Below are 13,046 nucleotides of genomic sequence, written 5' to 3' on the forward strand. Positions count from 1 at the left end.
CGGTGATCCGGTCCCCGGGTCCTTGGCGAGAGACGTGCAGGAGGCGCTTCCCGATGATCGTGGCCTTCATCCTGGCCTGCGAGGTCCTGTTCTGGGTCCTGGTGCTGGGCGGGCTGGCCGTCCGCTACCTGCTGCGGATGCCCAGGACCAGCACCGCGCTGCTGCTCTCGGTCCCGGTGCTGGACGTGGTGCTGCTGGGCGCGATCGCCCTGCACCTGGCCGGCGGCGGCACCGCCGAGTTCGGCCACGGGCTGGGCGCGCTGTACCTCGGCTTCACCGTGGCCTTCGGCCACACCGTCATCCGCTGGGCGGACGTCCGGTTCGCGCACCGCTTCGCGGGCGGCCCGCCGCCAGCCCGGCCGCCGAGGAAGGGCGCCCCCGCGATCCGCCGCGAGGCGCTCGGCTGGCTGCAGACCACCCTGGCCTGCGCCATCGGCGCCGCCGTGCTGGTCGGGCTGATCCTGTTCACCGGGGACCCGGAGCGCACCGCCGTGCTGAACGGCTACTTCACCCCGCTGGGGATCGTCATGTTCTGGAACACGGTGATCGCGGCGTGGGGGATCCTGTCCGCCCTGACCGGCGGGGACGGGGAGGAGGCCCGGGAGCGGCCGGTACCGGTCTCCGCGGCGGCGGCCCCCGCGGGCCCCGGGGCGCCGGCGCCGGAACCGGCCGCGGCCCGTCCCGGCGCCCCCGGGAACGGCGTCTCCGGGAACGGCGCCCCCGAGCGCGGTGCCGGGCGCCGGGGGTCGACCACGGCGCTGTGGGCGGGAGGCGTGCTGCTCACCGTCGCCGTCCTCTCCCTCGGCGCGCAGTACCTGCCCGCGCTGTTCACCGGCGCGGCGTTCGACCCGCCCCGGGCGTTCCAGCTGGTCCAGGCCGGCGTCGGGGCGGCGCTGCTCGCCTGGGGGCTGACCGGCCGCCGAGCGGGCTGACCCGGGGGCCCGGTGATCTCGGCGCTGCGGCCCTGCCGGAACGCTCCGGCAGGGCCGCAGCGCCGAGATCACCGGAAGGAGAGAGGGGCGCCGCGCGGACCGGTCCGCGCGGCGCCCCTCTCTCCGTTCTCCGCGGTTCCGTGTGCTTCTCCGCGGCCGGTCCTCCCCGGTGCCGGTCAGGCCGCCGCGGACTTCTCGGCCCGGAGCCGGATCCGCTCCGCGCGGTGGGCCCGCGCCTCGTCGGGGTCGAGCACCGGCGCGGCGTTCAGCAGCGAGCGGGTGTACTCGTCCCGCGGGGACTCGTACACGCTGTCGCTGTCGCTCATCTCCACGATCTCGCCCTTGCGCATCACCGCGACCCGGTCGCTGACCTGGCGGACCACCGCGAGGTCGTGGGCGACGAAGATGTAGGTGAGGTCGAAGTCGTCCTGCAGCTCCGACAGCAGGCGCAGCACCTGGTCCTGGGTGGAGACGTCCAGCGCGGAGACCGGCTCGTCGCAGATGACCAGCTTGGGGCGGAGGATCAGCGCGCGGGCGATCGCGATGCGCTGGCGCTGGCCGCCGGAGAAGGCGTGCGGGAAGCGGTTGTAGTGCCGCGGCTCCAGCCCGACCCGCTCCAGCAGCTCCTGCACCCGCTGCTTGATCTGCTTGGTGTCCTTCTCGCCCTGCACCCGCAGCGCGGTCCCGATGGAGTCGCCGATGGTGACCCGGGGGTTGAGCGAGGAGTAGGGGTTCTGGAAGACCATCTGCACGTCCCGGCGGAGCGGCCGGAGCCGCCGCTCGGAGATCCGGGTGATGTCGCGGCCCTCGAAGACGACCTTGCCCGAGGTGGGCTGGAGCAGCCGCATCACCATCCGGGACAGGGTGGACTTGCCCGACCCGGACTCGCCCACGATGCCGAGCGTCTCGCCCTTGTACAGCTCGAAGGAGGCGTCCTTGACCGCGTAGAAGTCCGAGGCGCGGCCGAACGCGCCGCCGCGGACCTTGAACTTCATCACCAGGTCCTCGGCCTTGAGCAGCGGCTGGTCCGGGGTCCACGCGCCGTCCGCTTCCGGGCTCGGCGCGGAGCCGGTGCGCGCCGGCGCCCCGGCCGCCTTCTCCTCCCGCTTCTCCGCGGCCCCGTCCTCGGCCGGGAGCTCCCGCCCCTCGGCCTTGGCCCGGTCGGCGCGGACCTCGGCGCGGCGCTGGGCGCGCGAGACCTCGACCCGGGGCACCGCGGCGAGCAGTGCCCGGGTGTAGGGGTGCTCGGGCTCGGAGAGCACCTGGCGGACGCCGCCGTGCTCGACCGCCTTGCCCTTCTGCATCACCAGGACCTCGTCGACCGAGCCGGCCACCACCGCGAGGTCGTGGCTGACCAGGATGAGCGACATGTTCAGGTCGCGGCGGAGGTCGTCGAGGAGGTCGAGGATCTGCGCCTGCACGGTGACGTCCAGGGCGGTGGTCGGCTCGTCGGCCAGCAGCACCGTCGGGTCGCACATCAGCGCCATCGCGATGACCACGCGCTGGCGCATGCCGCCGGAGAACTCGTGCGGGTAGGAGTTGATCCGGCGGGCCGGCTCGGGGATGCCCACCCGGTCCAGCGACTCGACGGCGCGCTTCTTCGCCTCGGCCTTGGCGGCCTTGGGGTTGTGCGTCCGGTACGCCTCGATGAGCTGGTCGCCGATGGTGTACTGCGGGTGCAGCGAGGACATCGGGTCCTGGAAGACCATCGCGATCTCGTTGCCGCGCATCTGCCGGATCCGGTCGTTGGACGCGGTGACGATGTCGGTGCCCGCCACCGAGATCTCGCCGGTGATCCGGGCCTTGGTGCCGCGGTGCAGGCCCATCAGCGCCAGCGAGGTCGCGCTCTTGCCGGACCCGGACTCGCCGACGATGCCCAGCGCGCCCCCGCGGGCCACCTCGAAGGAGAGCCCGTCGACGGCGTGGACGTCGCCGTCCATCGTCGGAAAGGTGATGCAGAGGTCCTGGACACGGACCGCCGCGTCGGCGGAGCCCTGCCCGTTTCCGGGGGTCGTCATTACCGGTTCTTCCTTCGGCTCGGGCCCCCGGCCGCCTGCCGCGGCTCGGGGAGCGGGAGAACTGCTCGTTGGCGGATGGGCCGGCCGCCCCGGGCGGGGCGGCCGGGCCCGGTCAGCCGGCCACCCGCACCCGGGGGTCGACCCAGGCGTAGAGCAAGTCGACGATGAGGTTGCAGACCACCACGAAGAAGGCGCCGAGGAGGGTGACGCCGAGGATCACCGGGAGGTCCTGGGAGATGATGGCCTGCACCGCGTAGCGGCCGATGCCGTTGAGCGAGTAGACCTGCTCGGTGAGGACCGCTCCGCCCAGCACCAGGCCGATGTCGAGGCCGAAGATGGTGACGATGGGGGTGAGCGTGGGGCGCAGGCCGTGCTTGAGGATGACCTTGCGCTCCGGCAGCCCCTTGGCCCGGGCGGTGCGGATGTAGTCCTCGCCCATGGTCTCCAGCATGCCCGCGCGGGTCTGCCGCGCGTACTGGGCGGCGTGCAGGAAGGCCAGGGTGAGCCAGGGCAGGATCATCCCGGTCATCCAGGCGACGGGGTCCTCGGCCAGCGGGGTGTAGCGCGGGGTCTCGAAGATGTCCCAGGCGTGCACCAGGAAGGCCAGCATGAGCAGGCCGGTGAAGAAGACCGGGAGGGAGACGCCGGCCAGGGCGACGCCCATCGCCAGGCGGTCGAAGATGCTGCCCTTCTTGATCGCGGAGATCACGCCGACCGCGACGCCGCCGATCAGCCAGATCACGCCGGCGCCCAGGCCCAGCGAGAAGGTGATCGGGAGCCGGGCCATGAGCTCCGGGAAGACCTCGGTGTAGTTCTGGAAGGAGTACCCGAAGCAGGGGGCGGAGCAGACGACCTCGCGGCCGCCGAAGCTGTAGGTCGCCCCGACGAAGATGCCCTTGACGAACTCCCAGAACTGCAGCGCGACCGGTTGGTCGAGGTTCAGCCGGTCGATGGTGGCCTCGATGGCCTCCGCGGTGGGCGCCTTCCCGACGTACATGGTCGCCAGCTGCTGCACGGTCTGGCCCGCCATGCGGGGGACCACGTAGAAGATCATGAAGGTCACCAGGGTCACGATGGCCAGCAGGAGGACGCCGGCGCCCAGGCGACGAAGAATGTATGTGACCAACGTGTCCGGCCGGGGAGGCCGGCCGGGCCCGATCCGGGCCCGGCCGCCCCCGCGGCCTTCACCTGCCTAACTCTCGGCTCGAAGGGTCAGGGGGTATGCCACCGTCAGGATCCGGTGGTCCCCAGCGTCATGTAGTCGTACATCGAGTAGCCCTGGCTGAAGTGGACGTTCGTCAGGTTGTCCGGGCGGTACAGCACGGACTTCTCGAAGACGATGGGCAGGATCGCGCCGGTCTCCATGATCCGGCGGTCGATGTCGGAGTAGAGCCGGGCCTGCTCGTCGGCGTCCTCGGTGCGGACGGCCTCGTCGAGCATCTCGTTGATCTCCTTGTCGTCCAGCTCGGAGATGTTGGAGTTGCCCGCCTTCTTGATGTTGTCGCCGTGCGCGATGTAGCTGAGGAAGCCGTAGCCGGTCGGCCAGTCCGGGATCCACCCGTAGATGTTCAGGCCGAGCTCGTTGTCGTGCACGAAGTCAGGGGAGCCGGCCTGGGTGTTGGTGAAGGTGTCCGAGGGGAACTGCTTGATCTCCACCTCGATGCCGACCCGGCCCAGGCTCTGCTGGACGGCCTCGGCGGCGGCGACCTCGGTCGGGCGGTCGGCGCGGACGCCGAGGTTGGTGCTGAAGCCGTCCTCCTCGCCGCACTCCTTCAGCTTCTCCTCGGCCTTGTCCAGGTCGCCCTTGTCGTCCTTGGACGGGTACAGGTCGAGGTCCGGGTCGTGCCCGGCGATCTGCGGCGGGATGACGTCGTTGGGGATCTCGCCGCCGGCGGCGCCGCCCCAGGCGCGCTGCATCGAGTCGTGGTCGGCGGCGTACATGATCGCCTGCCGGCAGGCCTCGTCGTCCAGCGGCTCGACCACGGTGTTGACGGCCACGTACCGCAGCGACCCGTTCTCCGGGTTGTCGAGGTTGGCCTTGTCGTCCTCGTTGCTGAGGACCTCGCCCTTCTTGGCCGGGCCCAGGCCGTTGCCGCCGAGGTCGACGTCGAGCTCGCCGTTGATCAGGCGCTGGTCGATCTCGTTCTGGTCGACGCCCTCCTGGACCGTGATCTTGTCCGGCAGCGCCTTGCGGATCGGGTCGGAGTCGGCGCTCCACTCCTCGTTGCGGACCAGGGTCAGGCCGTTGCCCGGGGTCCACTTGCCGTCGAACTTGTACGGGCCGGAGGAGACCACCTGCTCCTGGTACTGCTGGCCCTTGTCCGCCTCAGCGGGGACCGGGGCGGTCTGCGGCTGGAGCAGGACGTAGGGGAAGTCGGCGAACGGCTCCTTGAGGTGGAACACGATCGTCTTCTCGTCCGGCGTCTCGATGCCGTCGAAGCCGGCCAGCGGGTCGGAGGGGTTGGCGTTGACGCCCTCGTAGTCGTCGCTGTCGGCGAGCAGCTCCTTGAAGTAGCGCGGGCCGTTGGGCAGCGCGTCGTCGCCGTAGTTGCTGCGCGCGATGGCGTACTTGATGTCCTCGGTGACGATCGGCGAGCCGTCCTCGTAGGTGAGGCCGTCGCGCAGGGTCAGCGTGTAGCTCTTGCCGTCGTCGCTGATCTTCGGCATGTCGGTGGCCATGTCCGGCACCGGCTCGGTGGACTTCTCACCGACCTCGGGGCTGTAGGTCAGCAGGGTGCGGGCGTAGTACCGGCTGAAGTTCCAGACGTAGCCGTAGTAGGTGTTGCCCGGGTCGGTGCTCTCGATGTTGGCCGAGATGGCGTAGCGGAGCGTGCCGCCCTTCTCGTCCGAGGCGTTGACCACTTCGGTGGTGCCCTGGTCGAAGCTGCCGGCCGCGTCCCCGCCGCCGGTGCCGCCGCCCCCGCCGCAGGCGCTCAGGAACAGGGCCGAGGTGACGCCCAGCGCGGCCAGTCCCAGTGCTCGTTTACTCAAATTCCTTGCCTTTCTCGTTGCCGCGTGCCCATCGCCGTGCCCGGACGCCTCCGCGACCGAGCCGAGCTCATCGCTCAGTCGGAGGAGCGGGGGTCGAAGGCGTCCCGCAGTCCGTCACCGAAGAGGTTGAACGCCAGGACCGTGATGAAGATGGCCAGGCCGGGGATGATCACGTAATGGGGCGACGTGGTGTAGTAGTCCAGCGAGTTGGACAGCATGCCGCCCCAGCTCGGGGTGGGGGGATTGATGCCGACACCCAGGAAGGAGAGTGAGGCCTCGAAGATGATGTTGGTCGGGATGAGCAGCGTCGAGTAGACGAGGATGGGCGTGACGAGGTTCGGAAGCAGCTCGCGGAAGAGGATGTGGCCGTTGCCGGCCCCCAGGCTCCGGGCCGCCTCGACGAACTCGCGCTCCTTGAGGGTGAGCGTCTGCCCGCGGACGATGCGCCCGATGTAAGGCCAGTTGAAGAAGCCGATGATGAAGATCAGCAGGGCCACCCTGAGGCCGTTGCCCTGGAGGCCGAAGGCGCCGTCGGGGATGACGCCGGCCAGCGCGATGGCGAACAGCAGCAGCGGGAAGGCCAGGAAGATGTCCATCGCCCGGCTGATCACGGTGTCGACCCAGCCGCCGAAGTAGCCGGCGACGATGCCGAGCACGGTGCCGATGACCACGCAGAGCACGGTGGCGCCGAAGGCCACCAGCAGGGAGATCTGCGCGCCGTAGACGATGCGGCTGAACATGTCCCGCCCGGTGACCGGCTCCAGGCCCAGCAGGTGGGTCCAGGACATGCCGCCCCAGGGGTCGATCCCGGAGGTGGGATTGGCCGGGTCGTTCAGGGCGCCGCCGGTCAGCGGGTCCATCAGGTCCTGGTGGAACTCGTTCGGCGGGAACCCGAAGAGGCGGGTCAGCAGCGGGGCCAGCAGGGCCATCGCGATGAGCAGCACCACGACGACGGCGCCGGCCATGGCGACCTTGTCCCGGCGGAAGCGCTGCCAGGCGATCTGGCGGAGCGACCGCTCGGCGGCCACCCATCCCTCTTTGGCAGGGCCGGTGTCCTCTACCTGGTCGGGTGCGTGCGAAGGCGCGCTCATGGCACCACTACTCCCCCACTACTCCGCTTGTGTCGCGGTCCTGGCTCCGGCCCGGAGAGCCGGTGGCCTTCCGCCGTACCGGCCTGTGGGCCGGCTCGTTCGGACCGGCCGGATCCGTCCACGGGGTTATGCCCCGCCTCGGGACCTGCCAGCGCAGCCGACTTAACACCAAAACTCGACGTGGCTAACAGGATTCGTGCAGCTCAGTATGCACGGCGATCAATGTACGCCAGCTCACATGTCGTAACGTCCAATTCCTGACGTTGTGGCTGAATCGTGACGACTATCCGATGGATCCGTCATGTCACGAATAACGTCCGCTCGATCACCCATCGTCACCGAGTCTGCCTGAACAGGGGCGGTCGACCGGCAAGGCGCGCCTTTCGGCGCTCTTGCCGCCGCCTTGACCGACATAATACGCCCATAAAAGGCACAAACCAGCCCTTTTCAGACATAAGAAAACGCCCCGTTTCCCGCGGGGCGGGAAGGGGCGGTTCCGGGGGCGGCCCCGCGGCCGCGACAGGCGGGCCGCGGGGCGCCGTTCAGCCCGGCTTACCGGGTCCGTTGCGCAGGTCACGCCGGCTCCGGGCCGGCGGGCGGCCGCGGCGCCGGCGGGCGCTCACTCGATCCCGTGCTTGCGGAGCAGGTCCTCGATGTCGCCGAGGTCGTCGTCGCCCCCGGCGGGCTCGGCCTTCTTCCGGGCCTTCTGCCCGCTCCCGGCCTTCGGCTGCGGAGCGGTCGGCGCCGGCCCCGCGATCCCCTCGGCCTGCCCGGCCCCTGCGGCCTCGGACCGGCCCGCGGCCTTGGCCCCGCGCACGCCCATCCCCCGGGCGCGCATGAAGCCCGAGGCCACGAAGAGCACCGCGGCGATGCCCGCGACCACCACCCCGGCCCAGACCATCGGGTTGAACAGCAGCCCGGCGAGGATCCCGGCGATGTCGGCGACCGCCCGCCACAGCGTGGCCATCAGCCCCAGCAGCCCCGCGGCGAGCGGGACCAGCGACCAGGCCACCCCGCGCAGGCCGGCCGCGGCGCCGCGGCGGCGCCACACCAGCCACGAGATCAGCAGCCCCACGATGGTGATGGCCGCTCCGAGCATCGGACCCGCGATCGGCAATGTCTCCGGCATGGCTCCAGTCTCGCATTCCGCCCGTCCGCGCACATCCGGCCGTTCCCCTAGGGCATCGGCCGGGGCCGGCGCGGGCGGGCCCGGCGCCCTGCCGGGCCCGCCCGCGCCGCCGCCCCCGGGTCACTCCCGGGCGGTGGTGCCCAGCGCCATGTAGTCGTACATCTTCCAGCTCGGGTTGAAGTAGACGTTGGTCAGCGTCTCCGGCCGGTAGAGCACCGCCTTGCTGTACACCATCGGCACGATCACGGCCTGCTCCATGGCCAGCCGGTCGATCTCGGCGGCCATCTCGTCCCGCTCGGCCTCGTCCTCCACGCTGACGATCTCGTCGAAGAGGCCGTTGATCTCCTCGTCGTCCAGTTCCGCCAGGTTGGAGTTGCCGGCGTCCTTGATCGCGTCGCCGTCCAGGATCTGGCTCATGTAGCCGAAGCCGGTATTCCAGTCCGGCAGCCAGCCGTAGATCATCAGCGCCATCTTGTTCTCGTGCACGAAGCTCGGCGAGCCGGCCTGGGTGTTGGTGAAGGTGTCCGAGGGGAACTGCTCGATCCGCACCTCGATGCCGGCCCGGCCCAGCGCCTGCTGGATCGCCTCGGCCGCGGAGACCTCCGCCGGGCGGTCGGCGCGGACGCCCAGCTTGGTGGTGACGCCGCCCTCCTCGCCGCACTCCTCCAGCTTCTCCTCGGCCTTGGCCGGGTCGCCCTCCTCCTTCTCCGGGTCGGCGGCGGGGTAGACGTCGCTCTCCGGGTCGTGGCCCGGGACGCTCGGGGGCAGGATGGTGTGCGCGGGGTCGCCGCCGGCCGCGCCGCCCCAGGCCCGCTGCACCGCGTTGCGGTTGAGCGCGTACTGCACGGCCTGCCGGCACTCCAGCTCGTCGAACGGCTCCACCTCGGTGTTGACCGCGAGGAAGTAGTGGCCGCCGTTGAGCGGGTTGTCCAGGAAGGGGCGGACGTCCTCGTCCTGGAGGACCTCGCCCTTCTTCGCCGGGCCCAGGCCGACGCCGCCGAGGTCGACGTCGAGCTCGCCGTTGATCAGCCGCTGGTCGATCTCGTTCTGGTCCACGCCCTCCTCGACCGTGATCCTGTCCGGCAGCGCCTTGCGGATCGGGTCGCTCTCCGGGTCCCACTCCTCGTTGCGGACCAGGGTCAGCCCGTTGCCCGGGGTCCACTCCCCCTCGAACCTGTACGGGCCGGAGGAGACCACCCTGGCCTGGTACCGCTCGCCCTTGTCCGCCTCGGCCGGGACCGGCGCGCTCTGCGGCTGGACCAGCACGTACGGGAAGTCGTAGAACGGCCTCTTCAGGTGGAAGACCAGGGTGCGGTCGTCCGGGGTCTCGACGCCGCCGAAGCCCTCCAGCGGATCCTCGGCCCCGGTGTAGGGGCCCTCGTAGCCGTCGCTGTCGGCCAGGTGGTCCTTGTAGTACTTCGGGCCGTTGGGCAGGGCATCCGGGCCGAAGTTGCTCCGCGCGATCGCGTACTCGATGTCCTCGGCGACGATCGGCGAGCCGTCCTCGTACTTCAGCCCCTCCTTGAGCCTGACCGTGTAGGTCTCGCCGTCCTCGCTCACCTCGGGCTCGCCCTCGGCCAGGTCGGGGACGACCTCGCGGCCCTCCTCGCCGGGCGCCGTCCGGTAGGTGTAGAGGGTCCGGGCGTAGTACCGGCTGAAGTTCCAAATGTTGCCGTAGTAGGCGTTGCCCGGGTCGGTGCTCTCCATGTTGGCCGTGATGGCGTAGCGGAGCGTGCCGCCCTTCTCCTCGGAGGGGTTGACCACTTCGGTGGTCCCCTGGTCGAACTCGGTGTCGGCGCCCCCGCCGCCGCCACCGCCCCCGCAGGCGGACAGCAGGAGGGCGGCCGCCGTCGCGACCGCCGTGGCGCGCAGAGCTGAGCCTCTCAATGTCGAGCCTCTCATCAGCACTTCTCGGAAGCATCACCCGCGTCGCCCCGTCACCCCCCGGGTTACGACGATCAGGGCCGATGTCTCGCCGCTGATGCACGTGGCGGCCAATCTAAGAGCGGTTCCGTAACGATTCGTCCAAGCTCCGGTAACCAATGCGCGCCGAAAAGGCCCCGGGAGCGCGGAGGCCCGGGGGCGGTGCACCGCCCCCGGGCTCATTCAGCCGCTGCGACCTGGGAGTCCGCTACTCCCCGGAGGTCCCCAGCGCCATGTAGTCGTACATCTTCCAGCTCGGGTTGAAGTAGGCGTTGGTCAGCGTCTCCGGCCGGTAGAGCACGGCCTTGTGGTAGACCATCGGGACGATCACGGCCTGCTCCATGGCCAGCCGGTCGATCTCGGTGTAGGTCTTGTTCCGCTCTTCCTCGTCCTCGATCCCGACGACCTCGTCGAAGAGCTTGTTGATCTCCTTGTCGTCCAGCTCGGAGATGTTGGAGTTGCCGGCCTCCTTGATGGCGTCGCCGTCCAGGATCTGGCTCATGTAGCCGTAGCCGGTGTTCCAGTCGGGCATCCAGCCGTAGATGTTCAGCGCCATCTCGTTGTCGTGCACGAAGTCGGGCGAACCGGCCTGGGTGTTGGTGAAGGTGTCGGACGGGAACTGCTCGATCTGCACCTCGATGCCGGCCCGGCCCAGGCCCTGCTGGATCGCCTCGGCCGCGGAGACCTCCGCCGGGCGGTCGGCGCGGACGCCCAGCTTGGCCTTGACGCCGCCCTCCTCGCCGCAGTCGGCGAGCAGCTCCTCGGCCTTGGCCGGGTCGCCCTCGTTCTTCTCCGGGTCGGCGGCGGGGTAGATGTCGCTCTCCGCGTCGTGGCCCGGGACGACCGGGGGCAGGATGGTGTTGGCCGGGTCGCCGCCGGCCGCGCCGCCCCAGGCGCGGTGCACCGCGTTGCGGTTGAGCGCGTACTGGACGGCCTGCCGGCACTCCAGCTTGTCGAACGGCTCCACCTTGGTGTTGACCGTCAGGTAGTAGTGCGCGCCGTTCTGCGGGTTGTCCAGCATCCGCTTGGCGTCCTCGTCCTGGAGGACCTCGCCCTTCTTCGCCGGGCCCAGGCCGGTGCCGGCCAGGTCGACGTCGAGCTCGCCGTTCATCAGGCGCTGGTCGATCTCGTTCTGGTCGACGCCCTCTTCAACGGTGATCTTGTCCGGGAGCGCCTTGCGGATCGGGTCGGTCTCCGGGTCCCACTCGTCGTTGCGGACCAGGGTCAGGCCGTTGCCCGGGGTCCACTTGCCGTCGAACTTGTACGGGCCGGAGGAGAGCACCTGCTCCTGGTACTGCTCGCCCTTGTCCTTGTCCGCGGGCACCGGCGCGCTCTGCGGCTGGACCAGCACGTACGGGAAGTCGTAGAAGGCGCCCTTGAGCTTGAAGACCAGGGTGCGGTCGTCCGGGGTCTCGATGCCGCCGAAGCCCTTGAGCGGGTCGTCGGTGTCCTCGTAGGGGCCCTCGTAGTCGTCGCTCTCGGCGAGGTGCTCCTTGTAGTACTTCGGGCCGTTCGGCAGGGCGTCCGGGCCGAAGTTGCTCCGCGCGATGGCGTACTTGATGTCCTCGGCGACGATCGGCGACCCGTCCTCGTACTTCAGCCCCTCCTTGAGCTTGACGGTGTAGGTCTCGCCGTCCTCGCTCACCTCGGGCTCGCCCTCGGCCAGGTCCGGCACGATGGTGCGGCCGTCCTCGCCCGGGGCGGTGTCGTAGGTGTAGAGGGTGCGGGCGTAGTACCGGCTGAAGTTCCAGACGTAGCCGTAGTAGGTGTTGCCCGGGTCGGTGCTCTCGATGTTGGCCGTGATGGCGTAGCGGAGCGTGCCGCCCTGCTCTTCAGACGCGTTGACGACCTCGGCGATCCCCTGGTCGAACTCGGTGTCCGCGGCGTCACCGCCGCCGCCACCGCCCCCGCAGGCGGACAGCAGGAGGACGGCCGCGGTCGCGACCGCCGCACCGCCCAGCGCTGAGCTTCTCAATGTTCTGCCTCTCATCAGCACTTCCGGTGGAAGCATCATCGGCGCCGACCTGCCCTCCCCGGGATCCCGACGGATGGGGTCGATGGCTCGCATCTGATGCACGTGGCGGCCAATTTAGAGCCGGTTAAGTCACGATTCATCTAAGTTGCGGTAACCAATATGATCCGAATCACCGCCGGTGCCCAGGAGTCACGCGGCCGCCACCGGGTGTGCTTCCGGAGGCGCGGGGAGAGGCGTCCCGCGCCCGCTCCTCAGCCCCGGCCGAAGTGCTCCGCGGCGGCGGCGCGCACCCAGGCCAGGTCGACGCCGTCCAGGGTGTCCAGCAGGATCAGCCCGTCGGCGGGCTCCAGCGGGACCATCATCGGGACCGCCACGGTCAGGCAGCCCGCGGCGAGCGCGGAGGCCGCGCCGGTGGGCGAGTCCTCGAAGGCGACGCAGCGGGCCGGGTCCACCCCGAGCAGCCGGGCGGCCTTGAGGTAGGGGCAGGGGTCGGGCTTGTTCCGCTCCACCTCGTCCCCGGCGACCGAGAGGTCGAAGTTCTCCAGGCCGATCGCGCCGATCGCGGTCTCGACCAGCATCCGCTCGGTGGAGGTGACCAGGGCGGACGGCACCCCGGCGGCGGCCACCTCGGTGACCAGCTCCTTGGCGCCGGGGCGGGCGGGCGCGCCCTCGGCCAGCCGGCGGCCGAACGCCTCCTGCATCCGGGAGATGATCTCCCTCGGGCCCAGCGCGCTCCCGGTGAGCTCGGCGATGTACCGGCCCACCTGCTCGGCCGCGCCGCCGACGTTGCGCCGGTGGTCCTCGGCCGTCCACACCCCGCCGAGGGCGGCGACGACCTCCGCCTCGGCCTCGCCCCACATCCCTTCGCTGTCGATGAGGGTGCCGTCCATGTCGAACAGGACCGCCTCGGGCAGGGAAGCACTGCGGGGTGGGGCCATCTCCGGTGGGGCGCCCCCCGGCGGTGCCGGCGGGCGCCCCTTCCTCCTC

General features: G+C 70.6%; 9 protein-coding genes. 1 reads left to right on the plus strand and 8 read right to left on the minus strand.

The genetic code is table 11. The annotated features are described in order from the left end of the window. The first annotated feature begins 53 nt into the window (after nucleotides 1-53). Entirely contained in the window at nucleotides 54-932 is an 879-nt protein-coding gene (locus tag J0910_RS20700; RefSeq protein ID WP_420160203.1) for a hypothetical protein, read from the plus strand. 176 nt (nucleotides 933-1,108) lie between these two features. Here J0910_RS20700 and J0910_RS20705 read toward each other — a convergent pair whose 3' ends face one another. From J0910_RS20705 to J0910_RS20740, 8 genes are all read right to left on the minus strand, one after another. After that, nucleotides 1,109-2,950, minus strand: a complete 1,842-nt coding sequence (locus J0910_RS20705; protein ID WP_420160204.1) for a dipeptide ABC transporter ATP-binding protein — start codon at nucleotides 2,948-2,950, stop codon at nucleotides 1,109-1,111. Nucleotides 2,951-3,062: 112 nt separating this feature from the next. Continuing rightward, nucleotides 3,063-4,076, minus strand: coding sequence for an ABC transporter permease (locus J0910_RS20710; protein WP_026120581.1), 1,014 nt, complete (start codon nucleotides 4,074-4,076; stop codon nucleotides 3,063-3,065). A 104-nt stretch (nucleotides 4,077-4,180) separates the two neighbouring features. Beyond that, complete coding sequence (locus J0910_RS20715; RefSeq protein ID WP_420160205.1) at nucleotides 4,181-5,941, minus strand: ABC transporter substrate-binding protein; 1,761 nt, start codon at nucleotides 5,939-5,941, stop codon at nucleotides 4,181-4,183. Between the two features lie 74 nt (nucleotides 5,942-6,015). Further along, nucleotides 6,016-7,032: an ABC transporter permease gene (locus J0910_RS20720; protein WP_420160206.1), complete on the minus strand. Its 1,017-nt coding sequence runs from the start codon at nucleotides 7,030-7,032 to the stop codon at nucleotides 6,016-6,018. Nucleotides 7,033-7,651: 619 nt separating this feature from the next. After that, a complete protein-coding gene (locus tag J0910_RS20725; protein ID WP_420162036.1) occupies nucleotides 7,652-8,131 on the minus strand; it encodes a cellulose synthase in 480 nt (159 codons plus the stop codon). Nucleotides 8,132-8,281: 150 nt separating this feature from the next. Continuing rightward, nucleotides 8,282-10,048 carry an ABC transporter substrate-binding protein gene (locus tag J0910_RS20730; protein WP_420160207.1) on the minus strand — a complete coding sequence of 589 codons (1,767 nt, stop codon included), beginning with the start codon at nucleotides 10,046-10,048 and terminating at the stop codon, nucleotides 8,282-8,284. A gap of 244 nt (nucleotides 10,049-10,292) precedes the next feature. Continuing rightward, complete coding sequence (locus J0910_RS20735; protein ID WP_420160208.1) at nucleotides 10,293-12,059, minus strand: ABC transporter substrate-binding protein; 1,767 nt, start codon at nucleotides 12,057-12,059, stop codon at nucleotides 10,293-10,295. A 251-nt stretch (nucleotides 12,060-12,310) separates the two neighbouring features. Then, entirely contained in the window at nucleotides 12,311-12,997 is a 687-nt protein-coding gene (locus J0910_RS20740) for an HAD family hydrolase (protein ID WP_420160209.1), read from the minus strand. Nucleotides 12,998-13,046 lie beyond the last annotated feature (49 nt).

Source organism: Nocardiopsis oceanisediminis (assembly GCF_048595525.1).
GTDB lineage: Bacteria > Actinomycetota > Actinomycetes > Streptosporangiales > Streptosporangiaceae > Nocardiopsis_A > Nocardiopsis_A oceanisediminis.